The organism is Kaistia dalseonensis, from assembly GCF_030814715.1.
Classification (GTDB): Bacteria; Pseudomonadota; Alphaproteobacteria; order Rhizobiales; family Kaistiaceae; genus Kaistia; species Kaistia dalseonensis.
This window is the reverse complement of sequence record NZ_JAUSVO010000001.1, coordinates 653,013-676,779: the sequence shown is the minus strand read 5'-3', so window position 1 is coordinate 676,779 and position 23,767 is coordinate 653,013. Positions and strand designations below refer to the sequence as shown.

The window sequence follows — 23,767 nt, the reverse complement described above, 5'->3', positions numbered from 1 at the left end:
CCTGCGCGGCGAACGCCACGCCGCGCGGGCGATATCAATCTCCAACATCCCGAACGGACAAGGATGACCCAGATCGATTTGGCATGGGGCGCGGGACCATCGGAGCGCTATGAAGCGCTCGCGCAGGAATTCCGCCCCGTCTTCGCCCGCATCCGCGCCACAGCGGTCGAGCGCGACCTTGCGCGCGGCCTGCCCCATGAGGAGATCGGCTGGCTACGGGATGCCGGCTTCACCACCTTGCGCCTCGCGCCGGAGCAAGGCGGCTTCGGCGCCAGCCTGCCGGAACTCTTCAACCTGCTGATCGAATTATCGGAGGCCGATTCCAACGTCACCAATGCGCTGCGCTCGCATTTCGGCTTCACCGAGGATGTGCTGAATTCGAGCGCGCTCGAATGGCGCGCCGTCTGGCTCGGGCGCATCGCCAATCGCGAGACGATCGGAAGCGGCTTCTCCGAGGTGGGCGAGGCCCGCATCGGCGCGTTCTCGACCCGGCTGACGCGCCATGGCGATCACTGGCTGCTCAACGGCTCGAAATATTACACGACCGGCTCGCTCTTCGCCGACTGGATCAATCTCGGCGGAACCGACGAGAACGGCCAGCCCGTCGGCGCGCTCGTACCGCGACAGGCACCCGGCGTCGACGTCATCGATGATTGGGACGGCTTCGGCCAGGCGCTGACGGCGAGCGGCACGGTGCGCTTCTCCGACGTCGTGATCGACCCGGAACTCGTCAATCCGCCCGGCGGACGGTTCGCTTATTCGTCGGCCTTCTTCCAGCTCGTCCATCTGGCGACGCTCGCCGGCATCGGCCGCGCCGCCGCCAATGACGTCGCGCGGCTCGTGCGCGAGCGCACCCGCATCTATAGCCATGGCAATGCGCCCCGCGTCAGCGAAGACCCGCAGATCCTGCAGGTCGTGGGTCGCGTGCGCGGCGCCGCCTATTCATCGGGGTCGATCGTCCTCAGGGCGGCGGAGGCGACCCAGCGCGCCTATGAGGCACGCCTCGACAGCAATCCCGAGAGGCTCGCGGCCGCCAATGCGATTGCGGAACTCGAGATCAACCAGTCGGTCAATGTCGTGACCAATCTGATCCTCGACGCGACGACGCTGCTCTTCGACGCGCTCGGCGCATCGGCTGCCAAGCGCGGCCTCGGCCTCGACCGCTACTGGCGCAACGCGCGCACGATCTCCTCGCACAATCCGCGCATCTATCGCGACCGCGTCGTGGGCGATTTCGCCGTCAACGGAACCCCGCCACCCGCCCAATATCGCATCGGTACGAGCGAGACGACTGCCGAGAAGGTGCCCGCATGACCTCCACCGATTGGCTCGACATCGTCGATTTTCACACCCATCTATGGCCCGCCCACTGGGCCGCCGCCGACGGGAGCGGCCACCAGCCCGGCTTCGGTTTTTCGGACGATATCCGCCGCCGCATCACCAGCCCCTCGGCCTTGATCGATGAGGCGCTCGCCGGCGGCGTCTCGCTCAGCGTGATCAGCGCGACGATCGAGAGCCGGTTCGGCACGGAAGCGCCGGTCGACGCCGCGGAGGTGTCGCGGACGAACGACTATCTGGCTGGCCTCGTGCAGGCCCATCCCGATCACCTCGCCGCGCTCGCCGTGGTCGACGTGTTCTCGGGCGAGGCCGGGGCGCGCGAGGCCGAGCGGGCGGTCGGCGAGCTCGGGCTTTCCGGCATCGTGATCGATTCGAGCCGGCATGGCGTCTTTCCGGGCGATGCGAGCGCGCGCCCGACGCTGGAAGTCGCCGCGCGCCTCAAGGTGCCGGTCTTCGTTCATCCCAACAACACGCCGGGGCGGGAAAGCCTCATCGCCGGCGCCGGCGCGCTCGGCAATTCGCTGGGACGCGGGCTGATGAACGGCGTCGCCTTTCTCTCGCTGCTGCAGTCGGGCCTGCTCGACGAACTGCCGGACCTGCACCTGGTCTTCGCCACCCTCGGCCTCGGCGCGATCGTGCAAGCCTCGCGCGGCGGCAAATATGGCCGCGAGGCCCGCGCCGCCGGCCTCCGCCCGAACATCTATTTCGACACGATGGGGCACGATCCGGCGATCATCCGCACGCTCACCGGCTTCTTCGGCGCCGAGCGCGTGCTGGCGGGAACGGACTGGCCGATCCTCCCGGCGCTTTCGCGGCCGACCCTGACCGCGAGCCTCACGGAAGCCAGCCTCGACGCCGAGGCGCAGGCGCTCATCGCGGGCGCCAATGCGCGGCGCCTCCTCGCCCTGCGGACGCCAGGCTGAACATCCAGCGCGAATTCCGTGCCGCGATGATAGCGATCGCCGTGCGGGGGATGCGCGGGGTGGCCGAAATTCAGGGCCCCCGTCCTCGTTCATCGATATGACGAGGTTCCTGCCGGCGCGCCGTTCGCGCGCCGGCTATGATCACTGCTCTTTCGCGAGCCGTGCTGCCCCTTGCCGGCGGCGCGCTCCCGTCAGGCGGCTGACCGCTCCACGATCGCGAGGCGGCGCAGCGAGCGCTGCGCCAGCGATGGCGGCACGTATGCCGCTCTCTCGAGAGGGGCGACGTCGACGCCGGGAGGCACGATCTCGTCGATCCGGTCGAGGATGTCATCGCTCAACACGACGTCCGCGCCCGCGAGCAGGCCATCGAGCTGCTCCATGGTGCGGGGGCCGATGATCGCTGCGGTGAGCGCGGGGTGGGACAGGACGAAAGCAAGCGCCATGTGCATCAGCGAGATGCCAGCGCCTTCAGCCACGGGAACGAGTTGCTCGACCGCGCTGAGACTCGCTTCGTCCGACATCGCCTGCGGGAAGAACTTCGCGCGCAGCGAATCCGGCTGCGGCTCGCCCTTTCGATACTTGCCGGTCAGCATGCCTTTCGCCAATGGGCTCCAGGCCATCACGCCCATGCCATAGCGCTGGCAGGTCGGCAACACCTCGCGCTCGATCGAACGGTTGAGGATCGAGTAGGGCGGCTGCTCGGTGCGGAAACGCGCCAGGCCACGACGCTCGGCCGTCCATTGGGCCTCCACAATGTCGGACGCGGGAACGGTCGATGCGCCGAAAGCGCGGATCTTGCCGGCGCGCATCAGATCGGTGAGCACCGAAAGCGTCTCCTCCACATCCGTATCCGGCGACATGCGATGGATCTGGTAGAGGTCGATATAGTCGGTCTGCAGGCGCTGCAACGAGCCCTCGACCGCTTGCGTGATCCAGCGACGCGACATTCCGCGCTGGTTCGGACCATCGCCCATTGGAAGGGCGGCTTTGGTGGCGAGCACGACCGCATCTCTACGGCCCTTCAACGCCTTGCCGACAATGATCTCGGAATCGCCCTGGCTGTAGGCATCGGCCGTGTCGACGAAGTTGATGCCGAAGTCGAGCGCCTTGTGGACCATGCCGATACACGCATCATGATCCGCATTGGCCAGCTTGCCGAACATCATCGTGCCGAGACAATAGCGGCTCACCTGAATGCCGGTCCGGCCGAGAGGGCGGTAATGCATCTTCGTCTCCTTGATGGGGTCTGGCGGATCTGCCGCCAGCGATATAGATATGAAACGGAACCACCGTCCATTTATACGGAACGTTGTTCCGTTTATCAAGTAGCCATGGGTTTCAGAAGATGGACGTCGATCGACCGGACACGCAGGACAAGCAAAGCTCACCGATGCGGGCCGATGCGCGCCGCAATGTCGATGCCCTCCTCCGGGCGGCCGCAACCGTGTTCGACAGGCTGGGCGTCGAGGCGCCGATGCGGACGATTGCCGCCGAGGCCGGCGTCGGCGTCGGCACCCTCTATCGGCACTTTCCGCAACGCTCGGACCTCGTCAAAGCGATCATGCAGCGCGAAGTCGACAATTGCGTCGTGGCGGCCGCGACATTGGGCGGAAGCGAACCACCAGGCGCGGCGCTTGCCGAATGGGTCCAGCGTCTGGTGGATCTCGCCAGCACCAAGCGTGGCCTGGGACCCGCACTTCACTCCGGCGATCCGGCCTACCAGGCGCTGCCGAACTACGTCCTGGGCCAACTCACGCCCGCATTGCGCGGCTTGCTCGATGCCGCCGCCGCCGTGGGGGAGATCCGTGCCGACGTGGATGCGCGTGCATTGCTGCTGGCGGCCATGAGGCTCGCCGCGCCAGCGAGCGATGGCGACGTCGACGAGGCGCGCCGGATGGTGGCCCTCCTCATCGACGGCCTGCGCTTCCAGGCAAGCGCCCTCGCCAAGGCCCCTCCTGGTTGAGCGGCAACCCCGCTCAGCTTTCCGAGGACGGCCGTATCGCCGAGGATCGCGGCGGGGCCGAGTGGCGGCCTCGTCGCAATGGTCCGTTTCGTGAGCCGGATGACACCGATCGGGCTGCAGCGAAAGGGTGACCGCCCGCTGCATCACCCGGCGACGTGCGATCCGCCGACACTTTCGCTTTTCGCCTTGAGCCGCATCAGCCAATCCTTCAAGGCGCCGTCCAGGATCGGTTGCAGCGTCGGTTCCATGCCGCGAACGGCCTCGCCGTTCCAGGACTCTTCGGTCCGGACGAGCACGCCATGCTCGGTGGGCGTGAACGTCCAGGCATGAACCGCATCAATGCCCTGGGCGGGGCCGGTCCAGACGATCCGTCGCTCGGGCACGATCTCGCGCACGGTTGAAACGATCTTGAGCCCGCCCTCCTCCCAGCGGAAAGCCGAGCCGACCTTCAACTCGCCCTCCCAATGCGCCGCAGGCACCGTCGGCCGCCACTGCGGCCAGTTCGAGATGTTGGTCTGAACGCTCCAGATGATGTCGATCGGCGCGTTGATCAGGATTTCGTCGCTGCTGATGACCGGAGCCGCGCGGTCGATATCCATCGCGTAAGACGGCCCGGTGCCGCCGTTCAGTATCAGCAGCGCGGCGCAAGACGCCATGATGGTTGACCACAGACCTGCCCGCTTCGCCACCCTGCCAGGGGACTTCAATCCGTTCGCTATCGACGCTTCGTGTTCAGACATCGTGTTCTCCATGAGTTCGTGACAACGGCAAGATGTCCGACTTGGAGAGCATGCAAAATTGTTTATGTTCGAATATCGGTAGTACGAAATTGTATCGACGTACTCCGGCGACTACGGGACAGGTGCCAAATGGTACTGACTGTCGTTCCGACCGCCCTCGGCCAATCGGCGTGTGCAATAGGCTCCACGGGCGGGCTTGGCGGTCGGCCGCCGGTTGACCCAGCGGAGGATACGGGATCGTCGAGCCCGCAACTCTGCGAGAGCTCGATAAGGGGGGCGGCCGCAGCATGGCGACCGCCCCCAACCTTGATCAACTAGCGGCAACCCGCGCGGCTCAGCATGTCGTCGACGACGATGGGGGTAGCAGCGGTTCTGTCCCACGTCCCCTTGTCCGTGCGAGAAAGCGCGGCGAGCGCTGTCGTGCTCGAAATGCCAAGTGGTCTGGCACAGGTGATGGTGACTGAGGAACGCCGCCCGGCCTCGGCAACCAGCAGGCCGGTGGCTTCCCCGACGCCCGCGAGATAGGCCATCGCTGCGTTTCGGGCGGCATTGTCCGTTGGCGAGCGCCGGATCAGGTCGACGACCTGGGCCACGGAGATCGCTCCGGTGGGCGTCGACGGGGTCGCCTGCGCCGGCAAGGCGAGGCCAAGCGAGAGCGTGAGCAGCACGGTGCGTATAGCGTTCATTTGCAAACTCCGTTATCGTAAAACAACAATTATTGCTTATCCGGCAGCTAGAAATTATTGTCAAACGATAATTTCAGGCGCATAGTTCGAGCCGGCTCGCAGGGGGGAGAAACATGAAGAACCAAAGCAGCCTCGTCTTCTCTGGTGCCGTGGGGTCGGAGGCGGCCTTGGGGCTGTCGCCGCGGGCACGTATCGCGTTCAGCGCGTTGAGCGTGGTGGCGTTGGGGCTGGCGGCGCTGTTGCCGGCACTGGCGATCGGCTATTGGCTGGTCGGCTCCCAGCTCTTGGTTCACGGCGCCGGCATGCAGATTGTCGCGATCGCCACGGCGCTGCTGCATCTCCTGCCCATGAGCTGGGGCTTATTGCGGCTGCGCGTCTGTCTCACTCAGTTCGCGGCAGGGCGACCGTTCACTGCCAAGGGCATAGCCGGGCTGCGTGATTTTGCTCTGGGTACCGCGCTGAGCGCTTTGGCCAAGCCGTTGGCAGGCATGCTCTTCACGCTGGCGCTGAGCTGGAATGGGGGCCCGAAGCAGATCGCCATCGACATCAGCTCTGACGTGATGATCCTCGCTCTGTTTGCAGGCGTGGTCGCGTCCTTGGCCTGGGCCATGGAAAAGGCCGCCGTGCTCGCCGAAGAAAACAGCCAGTTCGTCTGATCGCCATGCCAATCAAAGTGAACCTTGCGGCGATGCTGGCGCTGCGCAATGTAAAGTCCAAGGAACTTGCCGAATATATCGGGATAACCGAAGCGAATCTCAGCTTGCTCAGGCAGGGCAAGGTCAAAGGCATGCGATTCGACACATTGGAAGCCATCTGCCGCTACCTTGACTGCCAGCCGGGGGACATTCTCCAATATGAACCCGACGGCGAAACGACCGCGGCGCCGAAGCTGTAGCTGGCGCCCGGGAGCCGACCATCGATAGCGATCTGAGACATTCGGCAAGCCACATGGAACATGGGCGAGCGCCGCCGCGCTCAGTGGGGCACCTTCGCACCGGCCCTATCCGAACGCGATCGATCACGCCGCCGCGCCGCCGAGGCCGTCGGCTCAACCCATCCCGGGATCGGCTAAAAAGAGATCAAGCGTCCGAAGGGCGCCGAGCACATTGCGACCGTGTCCAGTGGAGGGGGCCGAGTTGGTAGGGCTCGTGACCTCGACGCGGCTCGAGCAGCCTCTTCCCGATCGCAGCAGCCAAATGAACCCATCTGAGGCCCGGAGACCCGGCGCCTCAGTGCACTGCCATTCCATCGATGAACACGCCGACCAGATGAGCTATGCGCGTTTGCGGTGAACTGTCTTGCTCGATAGCGAGCGAGATTGCGACCGCCACGCAGATCAGATCATTGAAGCTGATATCAGGCCGAATGACCCCAGCCTCTTGCGCGCGACGCAAAAGCCGAGCCCCCTCCTCGCTTGTTGCCACGCAACCGGGCGTTCCGACCTGCATGACTGTCCCGAGCGTTGCTGCAAGGCCCCGGTATACGCTCGTGTGTCGGACGAGCTCTTCAAGATAGGCGCGCAGCCCGTCTAGCGGGCCAATATCGGCGTCCCTGGCACGACTGCTCTCGGCCAGCGCCAAGAAGCGGGCGCTGTAGGTCGCCGCCAGCAATTCCTCTCGTGTCGCAAAACGACGGTAGAGCGTCCCGATTCCCACGCCAGCGCGCTTCGCGACGTCTTCCAGCGAGGCGCCGGCACCTCGCTCGAGAAAGACCTCTTCGGCCGCAGCAAGGATCCGCTCCCTGTTGCGCTGGGCATCGGCTCGCAAAGAAGTCTCATCCGTCAAAAAAGGCCTCATCACCGCTCTTGCCAAACGGAGGATGCCTCCATATCGTAAGTGGAGCAACCCTCCAGTTAATGAGATAGCGGGCAATGAGAATGACCAAGCGATTCGATGACAAAGTCGTGGCGATCACGGGCGGTACAGACGGCATCGGCTTGACCACGGCCAAGTCCTTCGCCGCGGAAGGCGCCAAGGTCTACATTACGGGCCGTCGGCAAGAGCGCCTGGACGAGGCACTCGACGAAATCGGCGATGGTGCCATCGGTGTCCAGGGCGATGTCAGCGATCTCGACCACCTCGACAGGCTCTACGCTCAGATAAAGCGCGATCACGGGCGGGTGGACGTTGTATTCGCCAATGCTGGAGTGTCCGAATCCGCCCCTATCGGTGGTATTGAGGAAGACCATCTTGACCGCGTATTTGGCATCAACGTGAAGGGCACGGTCTTCACCGTGCAAAAAGCACTGCCACTAATGTCCGCCGGGGGTGCCATCGTGTTGGCTGGATCAGGCGCGGGGAGCAAGGGGTTTCCGAACTTGTCCATCTACAGCGCCACAAAGGCGGCGATCCGCTCTTTCGCGCGCACTTGGACAACGGATCTGAAGAGCCGGGGCATTCGTGTGAACGTCGTTTCACCCGGCATGGTCCTGACCCCGGCGATGCACAGCTATCTGCAAAGCAATGCTGGTTCCGAGGACTGGATGAAGCAGACCATTCCATTCGGCAGGCTGGCTCAGACCGAAGAGATCGCCAAAGCCGTGCTGTTTCTGGCATCGGACGAAAGCAGCTTCGTGGGCGGCGAGGAACTCTTCGTCGACGGCGGCTTCGTGGCAGTGTGACAACGCTTGTCATGCCCGCCCGTTGGCGTGGTGGGCATCCGAACCCCGCCGAGACCATCTTCTGGTACAATAGTTGGTACAGAAGTCCCCATCTAGCGCTCCGCGTCAATGGCTGATATCGGCTGTTCTGGCGGCATTCAGCCGTTTTGAGCGGTCATCGAGGCATCAGAAATGGCGGATGGGGTGGGATTCGAACCCACGGAGGGCTTGCACCCTCGGCGGTTTTCAAGACCGCTGCCTTAAACCACTCGGCCACCCATCCGGACCGCGTGTGAACACAGCTGCATGCCGGCCGCGGATCAATGCGAAAGCCGCGGGCGGAATGCAAGTGGAATTGCGCGGTCACGCGTGACGCCACGCCATTTGGCTGTGCGCGCCGGGACAGGACCAACCATGCCCCAGGGCCTCGGACAGGCGCCCCGTCGCCAATGGTGGCCGAACAGCCGATGGCAGTTGTCCGACGGGCGGCGGGCGGCCATTGGATTGATCTTCGAGGAGCCTCAGTCTGCCGCGCCTGTGTCTTGAGGGAGCTTTCGAACGGCACAGCAAAGGCCGGGGGAAACGGCTGCTCGGAGGCTCAACGCTCCAAGGCTTGGCTTGGGCGCGACGGCTGGGTGGTCAGAGGCGCCGAAACCCGGAGGCTCAGGAGCATCCGGCCCTCAAGCTGGCGGCGTCCGCCTTTGCGGCGCTCATTGTCGCCAACAGCCTTTTCCGCTATCGTTTATTGATGATCGAGATGCCGACCTTTGACCGGATATCGCGCGGGCGCCCGAGGATCGATGCGACGCTTGCCGGCGTCTGCATGCCGCCGGACCTGATGCGCGCGCTCGACCGGCCCATCGACGACAAGTTGCGCGGTGGCTCGTGCCCGGAGGCACTATGCCTCGCCTCCAGGGCATAGGCGACCGAATGTGGATATCTGCAGACCCTGCCGATCGACGAGGGAAAGCGGACTGAGAAACTCAATGCCGGGAATGACGGCTGAGCTGAAGCCGGTCGATCCCGATCGGTAGGTCTAGGGGACCATGGGGAGCTAAGAATGCGTGTGTTAATGATGTCGATCGCTCTGTTGGCGGGCTGCGCTGGTTTTGCCGGCTGCACGAGCAACCCGAATTCCGCCGCCATCCAGGCAATGGACAATCCCCCGAATGCCTGCGGCGCCGGCGGCTCGGCGAATATCGAGGATTGCTCGGGCCGCCGCTGATCGCGCGCGAAGCACGAGGCACAGCAGGCCGGCGCACGTCCGGCCTGCTTGTCGCCGCGCGATGGCACGCACGGGCCTCCATCCGGCCGGACGCCGGGGAGACCAGAGACCGGGGCCGCTCGAAAGCTGCGGCAGGTCGAGATTTGTTGCAGGAGAAGACCGATGAGACGAGCCATCGCCGCTTTGTTCGTGCTGGCAGGGTTGACGACAGGCGCGATTGCCCAGCCTGACGTGACGCCCGTCAATCCGGCTCCCTATCGCAAGCTCAATTGCGACCAGATCGCTGCGCGTATCCAGGCGTTGAACGTCAAGATCGGCAGCGCCAACAACAGCTGGGACAATTTCAAGCGCAGCCCGACCATCTGGTTCGTGCTGTTCGCGATCCCGACGCCCAATCCCGAATATGACCAGATGCTGGCCCATGCGCGCGGCGAACGCCAGGCGCTGATCAAGCTCGCCGTCGACAAGCGTTGCGCGGCCAAGCGGCTCGTCCACTAGCCGCAAGGCTGGTGTTCGGCGAGGGCGCGCCCTGCCCTGTCGGTACCGCGGGCAAGGCGTGACATGGGACAGGCGGATCCGGGCCACGATGCGCGCGCATTAACCTGGCCGCGACGGCCGGCGGCTAGAATGGCGTTCTCTCAGGTCGGAGCATTCCCGGTTGGCGTCGATTTCGGCTGAACGTCCGCGCATCGATTGGGTCGATTACGCGAAGGGCTTCTGCATCATCATGGTGGTGATGATGCACTCGACGCTGGGCGTGGAAAAGGCCGCAGGCGCGGAAGGCTGGATGACCTATGTCGTCGCCTTCGCCAAGCCCTTCCGGATGCCCGACTTCTTCATGATATCGGGCCTCTTCCTGGCTCAGGTGATCGATCGCGACTGGCGCAGCTATGCCGATCGCAAGATCGTTCATTTCGCCTATTTCTACATTCTGTGGCTGATCATCCAGTTCGCCTTCAAGGCGCCGGGCATGATCGCCGAGGATGGCGCAATCGAGGCGTTTCGTCAGTTCGCCCTCGCCTTTGTCGATCCCTTCGGGACACTCTGGTTCATCTATCTGCTGCCGATCTTTTTCGCGGTGACCAAGCTCTTGCGCCGCGTGCCATGGTGGATCGTGTGGCTCGCCGCCGCGGCTCTCGAGATCGCGCCGATCGAGACCGGATGGGTCGTTCCCGACGAGTTCGCGTCCCGCTTCGTCTATTTCTACTCCGGCTACGTCTTCGCGCCGCATATCTTCCGCCTGGCAGCGTCGGTGATCGCGCGGCCGTGGGTTGCCGCCGCCGGTCTGGTCCTCTGGGCGATCGTCGAATATCTGGCCGTCTTCGGCGGCTATTCCGAGCTGCCCTTTGCGAGCCTTGCGCTCGGGCTCGCCGGTGCGGGCGCCGTCGTCTCGTTCTCCGCGCTGCTCTCCAAGGCCCATGCGATGCGCGCCTTGCGCTATTGCGGGCAGAACTCGATCGTCATCTATCTCGCCTTCTTTCTGCCCATGGCGGTGACGCGCACGATCTTGCTCAGGACCGGCATCATCGCGGATCTCGGCTGGGTCTCGCTGATCGTGACCGCTGTCGCAGCCACCACGCCGATCCTGTTCTTCTGGCTGGTCCGTGGCACGAGACTGCGCTTCCTGTTCGAACGGCCGGCCTGGGCGCGGCTTGCGCCGTCACGCGCCACGCTGGCCCCGGCGGAGTGAGCCAATCCATGGCGAACCCGCAACCGACCATTGTCTGGTTTCGCGATGATCTTCGCCTGGCCGACAACCCGGCGCTCACCGATGCCATCGAACGTGGGGCGCCCATCGCCCTGCTCTATGTTCTCGACGAGACGAGCACGGGTCTTCGCCCGCTCGGCGCCGCCAGCCGCTGGTGGCTGCATCATTCGCTGGTAGCGCTCGGCGCCGCGCTGAAGCGTTCGGGCCAGAGGCTGATCCTCCGCCGTGGCCGCGCGCGCGACGTCGTGCTGGATCTGGCCGATGAACTCGGCGCCGGCGCCGTGGTCTGGAACCGCCGCTACAGCCAGCCCGAGCGCGATATCGACGCCGATATCAAGACCGACCTCCGTGCGAGGGGCGTAGCGGCGGAGAGCTTCCACGCCAACCTGCTGTTCGAGCCGTGGACGATCCGTTCGGGCAGCGACCAGCCGTTTCGCGTCTTCACGCCGTTCTGGCGCTCCTGCCTTGGTCGGATGGAGCCGCGCCTACCCCTCCCCGCACCAAAGCGCTGGCCCGGCTCGGCCACCGTGATTTCCAGCGAAATGCTCGTCGATTGGCGCCTGTTGCCCAGCCATCCCGACTGGTCCGAAGGCCTGCGTGCGGAATGGACACCGGGCGAGGCGGGCGCCGCTTCGCGTCTCGACGCCTTTCTCAAGCAAAGGCTTGCCCTCTATGCCGGGCATCGCGATGAACCGGCAATCGAGGCGACGTCGCGCCTTTCGCCGCATCTGCGCTTCGGCGAGATCAGTCCGTTCCAGATCTGGCATGCGCTGAACGGCGGCGATGAAAGGGACCGAGGTGGGCCGGACCGGACGAAATTCCTGTCGGAACTCGGGTGGCGGGAATTCTCCTGGCACCTGCTCTATCATCGGCCCGATCTCGCCAGCGCGAATTTCCAGCCGCGCTTCGACAGCTTTCCATGGTCACAGCCCGAGCCCGCCCTGCTTGCGGCCTGGCAGCGCGGCCGGACCGGCTACCCGATCGTCGATGCCGGCATGCGCCAGCTCTGGCAGACCGGCTGGATGCATAATCGCGTCCGCATGATCACGGCCTCATTCCTGATCAAGAACCTGCTCGCGGACTGGCGCCTCGGCGAGGCGTGGTTCTGGGATACGCTGGTCGACGCGGATGCCGCCAACAACCCGGCCGGCTGGCAATGGGTGGCGGGCTCCGGCGCCGATGCCGCGCCCTATTTCCGCATCTTCAATCCCGTGCTGCAGGGTGAGAAATTCGATCCGGAGGGCGCCTACATCCGCCGCTTCGTGCCCGAGCTCGCGGGTCTGCCGGCGAAGCAGATTCACAAGCCCTGGACGAGCGCAAAACGGCTCGACTACCCGCCGCCCTTGGTCGACCTCTCGGCGAGCCGAGAGCGCGCGCTGCGCGCGTTCGCCTCGACGCAGGACGCCGGCTGATCAACCGTTGCGCCGACACCCTGATTTCCGGAATATTTTTCCCTGAGCCGACACCGACGCGCGGAATGGTGCTTTGCGGTTCCGCGCGCATTGCAGCAAGTCTGGTGGCGGTCGGCTCCTGCTCTTCCCGCAGAACGAGGAACGGTTTGCGGGGAAACGCGGCTGCCGGCAATCGACACGAAAAGCCTGTCCGCTTCAATGTGAGGCGAACTTGCTCTAGCCTCTCAAGACAAGCGCGAAAGACATCATGGCCGTATTGCCCACCGTCATCGAAGCGATCGGAAACACGCCGCTGATCCGGCTGCGCCGGGCCTCGAAGGAGACCGGCTGCAATATCCTGGGCAAGGCGGAGTTCCTGAATCCCGGCCAGTCGGTCAAGGACCGTGCCGCGCTCTTCATCGTGCAGGACGCGATCGCCAAGGGCCAGTTGCGGCCGGGCGGAACGATCGTCGAAGGCACGGCGGGGAACACCGGCATCGGACTGGCGCTCGTCGCCAGCGCGCTCGGCTTCAAGACTGTGATCGTTATTCCGGAAACGCAGTCGCAGGAGAAGAAGGATGCGCTCCGTCTCGCCGGCGCCACGCTGGTCGAGGTTCCCGCTGTCCCCTACAAGGACCCGAACAATTACGTCCGCCTTTCGGGCCGGCTCGCGCTCGAACTCGCCAAGACCGAGCCGAACGGCGCAATCTGGGCCAACCAGTTCGACAATGTCGCGAACAGGCAGGCCCATATCGACACGACCGGTCCCGAGATCTGGGAGCAGACGGACGGCAAGGTCGATGGCTTCGTCTCAGCCGTCGGCTCGGGCGGGACGCTCGCCGGCGTCGGCATCGCGCTGAAGAAGCGCAACCCGAACGTCGTCATCGCGCTCGCCGATCCGCTCGGCGCATCGCTCTACAGCTACTACACCACCGGCGTCCTGAAGGCCGAAGGCTCTTCGATCACCGAGGGCATCGGACAGGGCCGCATCACGGCCAATCTCGAAGGCGCGCCCGTCGATGCCGCCTATCAGATCACCGACAGCGAAGCGCTCGATATCGTCTTCGATCTGGCGGAGCATGAGGGCTTGGTGCTCGGCGGCTCGTCCGGCGTCAACATCGCCGGGGCGATCCGGCTCGCCAAGACGCTCGGGCCGGGGCATACGATCGTGACCATTCTGTGCGACTATGGCACGCGTTACCAATCCAAGCTGTTCAACCCGGCCTTCCTGCGCGAAAAAGGGTTGCCAGTCCCAAGCTGGCTCGAGCGCACCCGCAATCTGACCATCCCCTTCGAGGCAAGCCGACCATGACCGAGACCGCCCTGCTCTTCCGCGAAGACCCCTATCTCTCCACGGCGGAGGCGAAGGTGGTCGGCGTCAATGAGCGCGGCGGCATCATCCTCGACCGTACGATCTTCTATGCGACGGGTGGCGGACAACCCGGTGATGCCGGCGCGCTCGAGCGCGCCGACGGCACGATGATTTCGATCGCGACGACCGTTTACGGCGACACGAAGACGGAGATCGTGCATGTGCCGGCTGAGGGTTCGCCGCTGCCGGAGATCGGCGAAACGCTCGTCGCTCATCTCGACTGGGCGACCCGCCATCGCCACATGCGGATCCATACGGGCCTGCATCTTCTCACCGTGGCCGTACCCTTCCCGGTCTCGGGCGGACGCATCGGCACAGAGGAAGGCCATCTCGATTTCGACATTGACGGCACAGTGCCGCAGAAGGAAGAGATCGATGCCCGCCTCGCGGAACTGATCGCTGCCGACCACGCGGTCTCGACCGAGTGGATCACGGATGACGAGCTTCTCGCCAATCCCGGCCTGATCAAGACGATGAGCGTCAAGCCGCCCATGGGCTCGGGCCGCGTCCGGCTGGTCCGGATCGGCGATATCGACCTGCAACCCTGCGGTGGCACCCATGTGCAATCGACGGCGGAGATTGGCGGGCTCGCCGTGTCGAAGATCGAGAACAAGGGCAAGCAGAACCGCCGCATCAGGGTGCGCTTCGTCTAGCCCGCTGCGACCCTCCCCTCATCGCCCGCGCCGAAATGAGGCTTGCGGATCAAGGACCTCCCCCAATCGTCTGACCGACGCCCCGACCGTAGGTCCCGTTCAAGGAATCAATCATGACCGAACGCGCCGATATCTTCGTCTCGACCGAATGGCTCGCCGCCCATTTGGGAGACCCCAGTATCGCAATCGTCGATGGCTCCTGGTACCTGCCGACCGCGGGGCGAAACGCCGCAACCGAATATGCCGCCGCGCATATTCCGGGCGCGGTCTTCTTCGATATCGACAAGGTCGCCGACACGACATCCGGCCTGCCGCACATGCTGCCCTCGGCCGAATTGTTCGCCGCGACAGTTGGCGCGGCGGGGATTTCGGACAAGCAGACCATCGTGGTCTATGACGGTGCGGGCCTGTTCTCCGCCGCGCGCGTCTGGTGGACGTTCCGCGTGTTCGGCGCGAAGGATGTTCGCATTCTCGACGGCGGCTTCCCGCTTTGGAAAACGGAGGGACGTCCGCTCGAATCCGGCCTGCCCTCGGCGACCGCGAAGACGTTCCACGCCACGCTCGACAGCGATGCCGTCCGCACCATCGACGACGTCAAGTCTGTCATTGCCGACCATTCGGCCCAGATCGTCGACGCCCGTCCCGCCGACCGCTTCCGCGGCGAGGCGCCCGAGCCGCGCCCAGGCCTCCGCGCCGGCCACATGCCGGGTAGCCACAGCGTGCCGTTCGGCGAGGTCGTCGCCAATGGCCGCCTGAAAAGTGCGGACGACATCAAGTCCGTCTTCGCCGCGGCCGACATCGATCCGTCACAGCCGATTGTTACGAGCTGCGGATCGGGCGTTTCGGCGGCGATCCTGTCGCTGGCCCTGACGACGATCGGCGCGGACAAGGTCAGCCTCTATGACGGCTCCTGGGCCGAATGGGGCAGCAAGGCGGATACGCCGGTCGAGACCGGCCCGGCCTGACGGAGACAGCACGAAATGAGCGCGCGTGTGATCTCGGTCAGTTCGAGCGACACACACAGCTTTTCCAAGCCGGCGCGGCCGTTCATCCGCCTGCTGAAGGGGCTCGGCGTCGAGGGCGACGCCCATATGGGCGAGACGGTCAAGCACCGCTCGCGCGTCGCCGTCGACCCGACACAGCCCAATCTCCGGCAGGTTCATCTCGTGCATGCGGAGATCCTGCAGGAACTGCGCGCTGCCGGCTTCGACGTGGCCGAAGGCACGATCGGCGAGAACGTCACGACCATTGGCATTGACCTGCTGGGATTGCCGCGCGGAACGCGCCTGCATCTCGGCCCCGATGCGGTGATCGAGGTCACGGGACTGCGCAATCCCTGTATCCAGCTCGATAATTTCCAGGCTGGCCTGACCCGCGCCGTGCTCGGCCGCGACGAGAACGGCGAACTCGTCCGCAAGGCCGGCGTGATGGCGATCGTGCTGGAGGGCGGAGAGGTCCGCCCCGGCGACGACATCGGCATCGAGCTGCCGCCCGAGCCGTACCAGAAGCTCGAGCGCGTCTGAACGCGCCGTTCAGATGCTATTCAGCCGGTCCGCTCCATCCTGCGCCTCATAAGGCCGCCTCATTTTCCGGGCATTGGCAGGATCAGGCGCGCCAGAAACGCTGTTCATTTGACGGTTCCCGGAACCAGCCGGTCCCAAGGACGCTTCATGAGACTTCCGCATCTTCTTCTTTCGACCGCAGCGCTCCAGATCATCCTCGCCACCATGTCCACAGCCAACGCTGCCGAGAACGCGGCTGGCACGATCGTGGTCGCGCAGGCCGAAAACAATGTCGCCTCGGCACAGCGTTCGCTCGAAGCGGCCGAAAAGTCGCTGCAGGATGCGGAGGATACCGGCGGGGACATTCGTGCTGCCCGTAAGGCGCTCGCCAATGCGATGAAGTCGCTGCGTGCCGCAGAGGCGGCGGCCGGCGTCCCGCCCGGCGCCGCGGCCCCGACACCGCCCGCGGAGCAACCCAAGCCAACCGCGCCGGCCAGCGCCCAGCCGGCGCCGAGCGCGGAGGCGCCCGCATCTCCGCCGCCGGCCGCACCGGCCTCGCCGAAACCCTATCAGCCGCCGGCGGTCAAGCAGACGGCGCCAGCGAAGCCAGACGCCGCCAAGCCTGCTCCCGCGAAATCGCCATCCGCCAGCCCGACGCCCGAGAAGCCGGCTGCCGGCGCATCAGCGCCCAAGCCAGCACCGGCCAAGCCAGTTGCACCGCCGGTCGAGAAATCGGCAGCGCCCCGGGAGCAGCCTGCGAAGCCCAAGGCGCCGTCGGCACCGCCACGGGCCGCACGCCCGGGCGGCGAGATCATGAACACCTACCCGCGCCCGAACGGCTACCGGATCGTCGAATGGACCAGCCCGGACGGACAGCTGATCCGCCGCATCGAGATCGACCCGATGGGCAACGAAACCGTGCTGATCGATACGGAGCGCCCGGTTCGGCCCGATCCGCGCTATGTCGATCCGTTCCAGGTTCCGCCCCCGCCCGGCTATGTCCCGCCACCCGGCCCCGGTCGTGGCTATGTCCTGAACGGCGACCAGGCTGGCGAGGCCGAGATCGAGAACACCCTGCGCGCCGCGCCGGTCCGGCGGTTCGGGCGCGGCTACAGCCTGAACGAGATCCGCCGCGATGCCCGCATCCGCGACATGGTCGGCCGTGTCGACCTCGATACGATCACCTTCGAGACCGGCTCGGCGCGGGTTCCGGATGACCAGGTGAACAAGCTCCGCTCCATGGGGCGCGCGCTCGGCCGCATCCTCGACCGCAGCCCGAACGAGGTCTTCCTGATCGAGGGCCATACCGACGCGGTCGGCTCGGACGCCGCCAATCTGGATCTGTCGGACCGCCGCGCCGCGTCGGTTGCCGGCATCCTGTCCCGCTATTTCGATATTCCGCCGCGCAATCTGGTGACCCAGGGCTATGGCGAGCAATATCTGAAGATCCCGACCGATGGCCCGGAGCGCCAGAACCGCCGCGTCACGGTGCGCCGGATCACGCCGCTCCTCAACGGGTATTGATGACTGTCGCGGATTGGGCGCCCTGTTGACGGGGCGCCCCGGCCTCGTGTCGCTCCGCCGGAGCCCTGTGCTGCTCAGTGCAGGATCTGGCTCAGGAACAGCTTGGTGCGCTCGTGCTGCGGATTGGTGAAGAACGCCTCCGGCTCGTTCTGCTCGATAATCTGTCCGCCATCCATGAAGATCACGCGGTTCGCGACCTGACGCGCAAAGCCCATCTCATGGGTGACGCAGATCATCGTCATGCCTTCCATCGCGAGACCGACCATCACGTCGAGCACTTCCTTGATCATCTCCGGATCAAGCGCCGAGGTGGGCTCGTCGAACAGCATGACGCGCGGGTTCATGCAGAGCGAACGAGCGATCGCCACGCGCTGCTGCTGGCCACCCGAGAGCTGGCCAGGGTATTTGTTGGCCTGCTCGGGGATCTTGACGCGACGGAGATAATGCATCGCCACCTCCTCCGCCTCCCGCTTCGGCATCTTGCGCACATTGATCGGCGCCAGCGTGCAGTTTTCCAGGATGGTGAGATGGGGAAAGAGGTTGAAGTGCTGGAACACCATGCCGACCTCGCGCCGGACCTCGTCGATCTTCCGGAGATCGTTGGTGAGTTCCTTGCCGTCGACGATGATCTTGCCCTTCTGGTGCTCTTCCAGCCGGTTGATGCAGCGGATCATGGTCGATTTGCCGGACCCTGACGGGCCCGCCACGACGATGCGCTCGCCACGCATGACCTTGAGATTGATGTCGCGCAGCACGTGGAATTCGCCATACCACTTGTTGACGTCGATCATCTCGACCGCGACTTCGGTGCTCGACACCTTAAGCGCGGGCGGCGGAACGATCGTCTCGCCGACGGCGATCATTTCGGACATTGGAAATCCCCTTATTGTCTAGCGGCGGCTTCTATCGAGCCGTTTTTCCATGAACCCAGCATAGCGCGACATCGAGAAGCAGAAAGCCCAGAAAACCATTGCCGCGAACACATAGCCGGTGATGCCGGTGACGGGCGACGCCCATTTGGAATCATTGGCCGATGCCTGGATCTGGCCCAGGAAATCGAACAGGCCGATGATCGCGACCAGAGTCGTATCCTTGAACAGCGCAATAAACGATCCGACGATGCCGGGGATGACGAGGCGCAGGGCCTGCGGCAGGATGATCATGCGCATCATCTGCCAATAGCTGAGGCCGAGCGCCATCGCGCCCTCATACTGCCCGCGCGGCATGGCCTGCAGGCCGCCGCGGATGGTCTCCGCCATATAGGCCGACGAGAACAGGGCGACGCCGATCAGCGCACGGAGCAGCTTGTCGAAGGTCACGCCCTCCGGCAGGAAAAGCGGCAGCATCACCGAGGCCATGAACAGCACGGTGATGAGCGGAACGCCGCGGCAGACTTCGATGAACGTGACCGAGGCGAGCCGCACGACCGGCATGGCCGAGCGGCGCCCGAGCGCCAGCAAGACGCCGAGCGGCAGCGACGCCACCATGCCTGTGACCGCCACGACCAGCGTGACCAGCAAGCCGCCCCAGTTTGCCGTCTCGACCGGCTCGAGACCGAAATCGATGCTGACGACGGCCAGCACCAGTCCGAGACCGCCGAGAATCATGCCGGCGAGCGCACCCGAGCCCGCCACCGGCTTGCCCAGCAGGACCGACAGCAGCCCGACCGCCAGAATGATCAGCGCCGAAACAAGGGCGTATTCGGCCGCAAAGCGCACAGAGGGCGGAACCAGGCCCTCAGGCAGGAAACTGCCGGTGAACACGTGATGCCCGCCAGTCAGCAGCACATAGGCGATGAGCGGATAGAAGGTCAGGAGGAAGATCGCATTCAGCCGCTTCAGCGGGACGCGCGGAATGAGCAGCGGCACAAGGCCGATCACCAGCATCCAGAACACGATGTCGACGCGCCAACGCTCGCCGATCGGATAACGGCCATAGACGAATTGCGGCAGATAGGCCTTCACATAGGCCCAGCATGCGCCGGTCGCCTGCGCGCAGGCCGATCGATCCTCGCCGGACCAGACGGCGTCGATGAGAGTGAAGCGCACCAGCGGGATCAGCAGCCACACAATCAGCGCGCCGGCGGCGATCGTCAGGATGCTGTTGAGAACGCTCGAAAAGAGGTTCTGCCGCATCCAGCCGACGACACCCACAGTGCTGGGGGGCGGCGGCTTCGGCGCGACGAACTCGTCTCGAACGAAGGCGGATACGAATGCAGTCATGATATCCCCCTCACCGCTCGATCAGCGCGACGCGCTTGTTCCACTGGTTCATCACGAAGGAGGTGATGAGGCTCAGGCCGAGATAGAACAGCATCCAGATGCTCACCATCTCGATCGCCTGGCCGGTCTGGTTCAGCACAGTGCCGCCGACCGAGACGAGATCGGGATAGGCGACCGCGACGGCGAGCGAGGAGTTCTTGGTGAGGTTCAGGTATTGGTTGGTGAGCGGCGGGATGATGACGCGCATCGCCTGCGGGATCACGACGAGGCGCAGCGTCTGGCCGGATCGCAGCCCGAGTGAATGCGCCGCCTCCGTCTGGCCGTGGCTGACCGCGAGGATACCGGCGCGCACGATTTCCGCGATATAGGCGGCCGTATAGAGCGAGAGCGCGAGGAGCAGGCCGACGAATTCCGGGATGACAGTGAGGCCCGAGCCGGCCTGGAATCCGCGGCGCAGCAGCGGGCCCGTTTCGTTGAAGAGCGGAATATCGAAGACCAGCGGACGGCCGACCAGGAAGAAGACCAGAATCGGCAAGCCGATGATGACCGCCGTATTGATCGCGCCGATCGGCGGCCGACCGCCGGTCGCCTCCTGGCGCTCCTTGCCCCAGCGCGCCACGAAGATGGCAATGGCGATCGCCACCGGGACGGCTCCCACAACCCATCCGAAGCCGTCCTCGACGACGGGGCGGGGAACGTGCAAGCCGCCGATATTGATATGGAAAAGGCCGAACAGGCTCCATTTTTCCCGCATGCCGGGGACGGAGCGCAGGACGGCGAAATACCAGAAGAAGAGCTGCAGCAGCAGCGGGATATTGCGGATTACCTCGACATAGATGGCCGCGAGTTGGGCAATCAGCCAATTGGACGAGAGGCGCGCCACGCCCACGACGAAGCCGATGATGGTTGCCAGCACGACGCCGAGTCCAGCCACCGCAAGCGTGTTGAGCAGGCCGACATAGACCGCGCGGCCATAGGAGCTCGCCTCGGTGTAATCGACGAATTTCTGGATAATGCCGAAGCCGGCCGTGCGCCCCAGAAAGCCATAGCCGGCGGCGATATTGGCCTTTTGGAGGTTGTGCGCCGTGTTCTGGATGATGTCCCAGATCAGCCAGCCGAGCACGGCCACGAATGCGACTTGGAAGACCGCACCACGCACGGCGGGATTGTTCAAGATGGCGGCTATGCGCCGCCCCGGCGACGCCGCGCCGAGTTCGCTGGATGCCATATCCCCTCATCGCCCGGCGAAAGCGCCGGTCCCCTGGTCGAACGCGCTCTTGCAGCCGGCGCGGATTTCTATGGATCCGTCTACCGAGACAGGGCGTCCGCGGGCGGCGACGAACCGCCCGCGGATTTCGAAAGATCCTAGCGAATCGGCGGCGCGTACTGGATTCCGCCCTTCGACCAGAGATTGTTCAGGCCACGGGCAATGCCCAGCTTGGTCGACGGGCCGACATTCGCGTCGAAGATCTCGCCGTAATTGCCGACATTCTTGACGATCCGGTAGGCCCAGTCGCTCGTGAGGCCGATCGGGGTGCCGAAGTCGCCTTCCGCGCCGACGAAGCGCTTGATCTCGGGATTATCGGAGGACTTCTTCTCGTCGATGTTCGCCTTGGTCAGGCCGAGTTCCTCGGCGTTGATCAGCGCAAAATAGGTCCACTTCACGAGCGTGAACCACTTGTCGTCGCCCTGGCGGACGGCCGGGCCAAGCGGCTCCTTGGAGATGATCTCGGGCAGGATCATATGGTCGTCGGGGTTCGTCAGCTTCAGGCGCTCGGCATAGAGGCCCGAGGCGTCGGTCGTGTAGGCATCGCAGCGGCCGGCCTCATAGGCCTGCAGCACTTCCTCGTTCTTCTCGAAAGCAACGACCTCGTAGGGCATGTTGTGCGAGCGGAAATAGTCGGCGAGGTTCAGTTCCGTCGTCGTGCCGGTCTGCGTGCAGACCTTGGCGCCCGAAAGCTCCAGCGCCGACGAGACGCCGAGCGACTTGCGAACCATGAAGCCCTGGCCGTCATAATAGGTCACGCCGACAAACATCAGACCGAGCGAAGAATCGCGCGACATGGTCCAGGTCGTATTGCGCGAGAGCAGGTCGACTTCGCCGGACTGCAGTGCCGTAAAGCGTTCCTTGGCGTTCAGCGGGCTGAACTTGACCTTGGTCGGATCGTTGAAGATGGCAGAGGCGACCGCGCGGCAGAAATCGACGTCGATACCGCTCCACTCACCCTTCTCGTCGGCAATACCAAATCCAATCAGGCTCGGATTGACACCGCACTGCACAAATCCCTTGGCTTTGACATCTTCAAGCGTGCCAGCCGAAGCGGCCGATATTCCTGCAAGCGCAAGTGACGCGCCAAAAATAAGAGAAGTAATATGCTTGTTCATCCTACAGCCTTTTTTGTTGCCCTGAGAAAGGTAGTCACTACAAGACGAAGAGGCGCGCTTATTATTTGACGAAATCTGTCGTCGTGCCCGACCTCTATCACGGCGCGGCCAGGATCAATTCAATTGAACATGCCGAACTCTCGTCGGGCACCGCCACAAAACAAGCCGCCCCCGTGGAACTTGATTTGACCGTTGCATCACAGGGCATTATGGCAGGCGGGTCAAGAGGCGACAGCTACCGCAGATGCGCTTGCTCCACATGGATCGCGCTAGGGATGGTGTGTTGCGCCATACCAATTTGCGGAGTTCTGCCCCGAAATGTCATCGCATGATGAAGACGGCTCCAAGCAGGGGCCTGCGACCCGGCTCGTACGCACCGGCCGCGATCCGGCCCTGACCGGTCCCTTTGTCAACCCACCGGTAGTCCACGCTTCGACGGTCCTGTTCCCCAACGTCGACATGATGGCGCCCGGCGCGCAGAAATATGCCTATGGCCGACGCGGTACGCCGACATCGGACGGACTTGAGACAGCGATTTCCGAGCTCGAGAACGCCGAAGGCACGGTCCTGTGCCCATCGGGGCTTTCAGCCGTCTCGACCGCGCTGCTCGCGATCCTGAGCGCCGGCGACCACCTGCTCATGGCCGACAATGTCTACGAGCCGGCGCGCCACATAGCAGTGACGACGCTCGCCCGCCTCGGCATCCGCACCACCTTCTTCGACCCCACGCTCGGCTCCGAGATCGCCAGCCTGATGGAGCCGGAGACCAAGGCCGTCTATGTCGAGAGCCCGGGCTCTCTGACCTTCGAGATGACCGATATCCCTGCGATCGCCGCCGCGGCGCATGCGCGCGGCGCCTATGTCCTCACCGACAACACCTGGGCGACGCCCTATTTTTTCAAGCCGCTCGACCATGGCGCCGACATCTCGATCCAGGCCGGCACCAAGTATCTTTCCGGTCATTCCGACGTGATGATCGGCACGCTGGCCGCCAATGACGCCGTCTGGAAGGCCGTCAAGAACACCCACGGCAATCTCGGCCTCTGCGTCGGGCCGGATGACATCTATCTGGCCAATCGCGGCCTGCGCACGATGGGAATCCGCCTCGACCGGCAGATGCAATCCGCGCTGACGGTCGCGCGCTGGCTGGAGCAGCGCCCCGAGGTCAAGCGGCTGCTGCATCCCGCCATGCCCTCCGATCCCGGCCACGCGATCTGGAAGCGCGACATGAAGGGCGCGAGTGGCCTGTTCGGGATCGTCATGGACGGCTGGAGCGAGGACAAGACCAAAGCCTTCCTGAACGGGCTCGGCCTGTTCGGGCTCGGCTATTCATGGGGCGGGTTCGAGAGCCTCGCCATCCCCGCCAAGATCCACCGCACCGCAACGAGCTGGGAGGCCGGCGGCCCGACGATCCGCCTGCACGTGGGATTGGAAGAGCCGGCAGACCTGATCGCCGATCTCGAACAGAGCTTCGCCCGGATCGGCAATCTCGCCTGAGAACCGGCCCAAAATGCAGACACCCGCGCTTCTGCGCGG

Annotated in this window: 23 protein-coding genes and 1 tRNA gene; 15 read left to right on the top strand and 9 right to left on the bottom strand. The window is 64.7% G+C overall.

Translation table 11 applies throughout. From position 1 onward, the window contains the following. Window positions 1–63: 63 nt before the first annotated feature. Together QO014_RS03095 and QO014_RS03090 are read left to right on the top strand one after the other, a co-directional pair. Window positions 64–1,314 carry an acyl-CoA dehydrogenase family protein gene (locus tag QO014_RS03095; RefSeq protein ID WP_266347175.1) on the top strand — a complete coding sequence of 417 codons (1,251 nt, stop codon included), beginning with the start codon at window positions 64–66 and terminating at the stop codon, window positions 1,312–1,314. Then, on the top strand, window positions 1,311–2,261 hold the full coding sequence (locus QO014_RS03090) for an amidohydrolase family protein (RefSeq protein WP_266347174.1): 951 nt from the start codon (window positions 1,311–1,313) through the stop codon (window positions 2,259–2,261). The genes QO014_RS03095 and QO014_RS03090 overlap by 4 nt, the downstream gene beginning before the upstream one ends. A 191-nt stretch (window positions 2,262–2,452) precedes the next feature. Here the strand turns inward: QO014_RS03090 and QO014_RS03085 are convergent, their stop codons facing one another. After that, complete coding sequence (locus QO014_RS03085; protein WP_266347173.1) at window positions 2,453–3,487, bottom strand: aldo/keto reductase; 1,035 nt, start codon at window positions 3,485–3,487, stop codon at window positions 2,453–2,455. A gap of 119 nt (window positions 3,488–3,606) precedes the next feature. Between QO014_RS03085 and QO014_RS03080 the strand changes: the two genes are divergently transcribed. After that, window positions 3,607–4,224 (top strand): TetR/AcrR family transcriptional regulator, encoded by a 618-nt coding sequence (locus QO014_RS03080; RefSeq protein WP_266347172.1) that lies wholly within the window; start codon window positions 3,607–3,609, stop codon window positions 4,222–4,224. A gap of 143 nt (window positions 4,225–4,367) precedes the next feature. Here QO014_RS03080 and QO014_RS03075 read toward each other — a convergent pair whose 3' ends face one another. Together QO014_RS03075 and QO014_RS03070 are read right to left on the bottom strand one after the other, a co-directional pair. Continuing rightward, the gene (locus QO014_RS03075) at window positions 4,368–4,976 is read right to left on the bottom strand and encodes an SRPBCC family protein (protein WP_266347171.1); all 609 of its coding nucleotides are present in this window, start codon (window positions 4,974–4,976) and stop codon (window positions 4,368–4,370) included. 302 nt (window positions 4,977–5,278) lie between these two features. Beyond that, window positions 5,279–5,650, bottom strand: coding sequence for a chlorophyllide reductase (locus QO014_RS03070; RefSeq protein ID WP_266347170.1), 372 nt, complete (start codon window positions 5,648–5,650; stop codon window positions 5,279–5,281). A 113-nt stretch (window positions 5,651–5,763) separates the two neighbouring features. Between QO014_RS03070 and QO014_RS03065 the strand changes: the two genes are divergently transcribed. Further along, a complete protein-coding gene (locus tag QO014_RS03065; protein ID WP_266347169.1) occupies window positions 5,764–6,306 on the top strand; it encodes a hypothetical protein in 543 nt (180 codons plus the stop codon). Window positions 6,307–6,311: 5 nt separating this feature from the next. Further along, window positions 6,312–6,545, top strand: coding sequence for a helix-turn-helix domain-containing protein (locus tag QO014_RS03060; RefSeq protein WP_266347168.1), 234 nt, complete (start codon window positions 6,312–6,314; stop codon window positions 6,543–6,545). A gap of 334 nt (window positions 6,546–6,879) precedes the next feature. Here the strand turns inward: QO014_RS03060 and QO014_RS03055 are convergent, their stop codons facing one another. Next, window positions 6,880–7,434: a TetR/AcrR family transcriptional regulator gene (locus tag QO014_RS03055; protein WP_266347167.1), complete on the bottom strand. Its 555-nt coding sequence runs from the start codon at window positions 7,432–7,434 to the stop codon at window positions 6,880–6,882. 92 nt (window positions 7,435–7,526) lie between these two features. On the opposite strand from QO014_RS03055, the gene QO014_RS03050 reads away from it, so the two are divergent. Further along, a complete protein-coding gene (locus QO014_RS03050) occupies window positions 7,527–8,270 on the top strand; it encodes an SDR family NAD(P)-dependent oxidoreductase (RefSeq protein ID WP_266347166.1) in 744 nt (247 codons plus the stop codon). A 172-nt stretch (window positions 8,271–8,442) separates the two neighbouring features. On the opposite strand, the gene QO014_RS03045 is transcribed toward QO014_RS03050, so the two are convergent. Further along, a tRNA-Ser gene (locus QO014_RS03045) sits at window positions 8,443–8,532 on the bottom strand. A 1,104-nt stretch (window positions 8,533–9,636) separates the two neighbouring features. Between QO014_RS03045 and QO014_RS03040 the strand changes: the two genes are divergently transcribed. From QO014_RS03040 to QO014_RS03005, 8 genes are all read left to right on the top strand, one after another. Further along, the gene (locus QO014_RS03040; protein WP_266347165.1) at window positions 9,637–9,972 is read left to right on the top strand and encodes a hypothetical protein; all 336 of its coding nucleotides are present in this window, start codon (window positions 9,637–9,639) and stop codon (window positions 9,970–9,972) included. 160 nt (window positions 9,973–10,132) lie between these two features. Then, entirely contained in the window at window positions 10,133–11,164 is a 1,032-nt protein-coding gene (locus QO014_RS03035) for an acyltransferase family protein (RefSeq protein WP_266347164.1), read from the top strand. Window positions 11,165–11,172: 8 nt separating this feature from the next. After that, window positions 11,173–12,594 (top strand): cryptochrome/photolyase family protein, encoded by a 1,422-nt coding sequence (locus tag QO014_RS03030; protein WP_266347163.1) that lies wholly within the window; start codon window positions 11,173–11,175, stop codon window positions 12,592–12,594. Window positions 12,595–12,841: 247 nt separating this feature from the next. Further along, window positions 12,842–13,885: a cysteine synthase A gene (locus QO014_RS03025; protein ID WP_266347162.1), complete on the top strand. Its 1,044-nt coding sequence runs from the start codon at window positions 12,842–12,844 to the stop codon at window positions 13,883–13,885. Next, on the top strand, window positions 13,882–14,598 hold the full coding sequence (locus QO014_RS03020) for an alanyl-tRNA editing protein (protein WP_266347161.1): 717 nt from the start codon (window positions 13,882–13,884) through the stop codon (window positions 14,596–14,598). Before QO014_RS03025 ends, QO014_RS03020 begins: the two co-directional genes overlap by 4 nt. Window positions 14,599–14,711: 113 nt before the next feature. After that, window positions 14,712–15,563 carry a 3-mercaptopyruvate sulfurtransferase gene (gene sseA / locus QO014_RS03015; RefSeq protein ID WP_266347160.1) on the top strand — a complete coding sequence of 284 codons (852 nt, stop codon included), beginning with the start codon at window positions 14,712–14,714 and terminating at the stop codon, window positions 15,561–15,563. 15 nt (window positions 15,564–15,578) lie between these two features. Further along, complete coding sequence (locus tag QO014_RS03010; protein ID WP_266347159.1) at window positions 15,579–16,121, top strand: MOSC domain-containing protein; 543 nt, start codon at window positions 15,579–15,581, stop codon at window positions 16,119–16,121. 147 nt (window positions 16,122–16,268) lie between these two features. After that, window positions 16,269–17,624, top strand: coding sequence for an OmpA family protein (locus QO014_RS03005; protein WP_266347158.1), 1,356 nt, complete (start codon window positions 16,269–16,271; stop codon window positions 17,622–17,624). Window positions 17,625–17,698: 74 nt separating this feature from the next. Here QO014_RS03005 and QO014_RS03000 read toward each other — a convergent pair whose 3' ends face one another. The 4 genes from QO014_RS03000 to QO014_RS02985 form a co-directional block, all read right to left on the bottom strand. Further along, window positions 17,699–18,487 (bottom strand): amino acid ABC transporter ATP-binding protein, encoded by a 789-nt coding sequence (locus tag QO014_RS03000; RefSeq protein WP_307257668.1) that lies wholly within the window; start codon window positions 18,485–18,487, stop codon window positions 17,699–17,701. A gap of 27 nt (window positions 18,488–18,514) precedes the next feature. Continuing rightward, a complete protein-coding gene (locus tag QO014_RS02995; protein WP_266347157.1) occupies window positions 18,515–19,846 on the bottom strand; it encodes an amino acid ABC transporter permease in 1,332 nt (443 codons plus the stop codon). Window positions 19,847–19,856: 10 nt separating this feature from the next. Next, window positions 19,857–21,074 carry an amino acid ABC transporter permease gene (locus QO014_RS02990; protein ID WP_266347156.1) on the bottom strand — a complete coding sequence of 406 codons (1,218 nt, stop codon included), beginning with the start codon at window positions 21,072–21,074 and terminating at the stop codon, window positions 19,857–19,859. A 137-nt stretch (window positions 21,075–21,211) separates the two neighbouring features. Next, window positions 21,212–22,231 (bottom strand): amino acid ABC transporter substrate-binding protein, encoded by a 1,020-nt coding sequence (locus QO014_RS02985; protein ID WP_266347155.1) that lies wholly within the window; start codon window positions 22,229–22,231, stop codon window positions 21,212–21,214. 318 nt (window positions 22,232–22,549) lie between these two features. Between QO014_RS02985 and metC the strand changes: the two genes are divergently transcribed. Next, window positions 22,550–23,728 (top strand): cystathionine beta-lyase, encoded by a 1,179-nt coding sequence (gene metC / locus QO014_RS02980; protein ID WP_266347154.1) that lies wholly within the window; start codon window positions 22,550–22,552, stop codon window positions 23,726–23,728. The last annotated feature ends 39 nt before the right edge of the window (window positions 23,729–23,767 follow it).

Coding starts and splice junctions, on each gene's coding strand:
- QO014_RS03020 (WP_266347161.1), top strand. CDS start 13,882: ATGACCGAGACCGCCCTGCTCTTCCGCGAAGACCCCTATCTCTCCACG.
- QO014_RS02990 (WP_266347156.1), bottom strand. CDS start 21,074: ATGGCATCCAGCGAACTCGGCGCGGCGTCGCCGGGGCGGCGCATAGCC.
- QO014_RS03080 (WP_266347172.1), top strand. CDS start 3,607: ATGGACGTCGATCGACCGGACACGCAGGACAAGCAAAGCTCACCGATG.
- QO014_RS03070 (WP_266347170.1), bottom strand. CDS start 5,650: ATGAACGCTATACGCACCGTGCTGCTCACGCTCTCGCTTGGCCTCGCC.
- QO014_RS03040 (WP_266347165.1), top strand. CDS start 9,637: ATGAGACGAGCCATCGCCGCTTTGTTCGTGCTGGCAGGGTTGACGACA.
- QO014_RS03050 (WP_266347166.1), top strand. CDS start 7,527: ATGACCAAGCGATTCGATGACAAAGTCGTGGCGATCACGGGCGGTACA.
- metC (WP_266347154.1), top strand. CDS start 22,550: ATGTCATCGCATGATGAAGACGGCTCCAAGCAGGGGCCTGCGACCCGG.
- sseA (WP_266347160.1), top strand. CDS start 14,712: ATGACCGAACGCGCCGATATCTTCGTCTCGACCGAATGGCTCGCCGCC.
- QO014_RS03030 (WP_266347163.1), top strand. CDS start 11,173: ATGGCGAACCCGCAACCGACCATTGTCTGGTTTCGCGATGATCTTCGC.
- QO014_RS03095 (WP_266347175.1), top strand. CDS start 64: ATGACCCAGATCGATTTGGCATGGGGCGCGGGACCATCGGAGCGCTAT.
- QO014_RS03085 (WP_266347173.1), bottom strand. CDS start 3,487: ATGCATTACCGCCCTCTCGGCCGGACCGGCATTCAGGTGAGCCGCTAT.
- QO014_RS03075 (WP_266347171.1), bottom strand. CDS start 4,976: ATGGAGAACACGATGTCTGAACACGAAGCGTCGATAGCGAACGGATTG.
- QO014_RS03090 (WP_266347174.1), top strand. CDS start 1,311: ATGACCTCCACCGATTGGCTCGACATCGTCGATTTTCACACCCATCTA.
- QO014_RS03010 (WP_266347159.1), top strand. CDS start 15,579: ATGAGCGCGCGTGTGATCTCGGTCAGTTCGAGCGACACACACAGCTTT.
- QO014_RS03025 (WP_266347162.1), top strand. CDS start 12,842: ATGGCCGTATTGCCCACCGTCATCGAAGCGATCGGAAACACGCCGCTG.
- QO014_RS02995 (WP_266347157.1), bottom strand. CDS start 19,846: ATGACTGCATTCGTATCCGCCTTCGTTCGAGACGAGTTCGTCGCGCCG.
- QO014_RS03065 (WP_266347169.1), top strand. CDS start 5,764: ATGAAGAACCAAAGCAGCCTCGTCTTCTCTGGTGCCGTGGGGTCGGAG.
- QO014_RS03060 (WP_266347168.1), top strand. CDS start 6,312: ATGCCAATCAAAGTGAACCTTGCGGCGATGCTGGCGCTGCGCAATGTA.
- QO014_RS03000 (WP_307257668.1), bottom strand. CDS start 18,487: ATGATCGCCGTCGGCGAGACGATCGTTCCGCCGCCCGCGCTTAAGGTG.
- QO014_RS03005 (WP_266347158.1), top strand. CDS start 16,269: ATGAGACTTCCGCATCTTCTTCTTTCGACCGCAGCGCTCCAGATCATC.
- QO014_RS02985 (WP_266347155.1), bottom strand. CDS start 22,231: ATGAACAAGCATATTACTTCTCTTATTTTTGGCGCGTCACTTGCGCTT.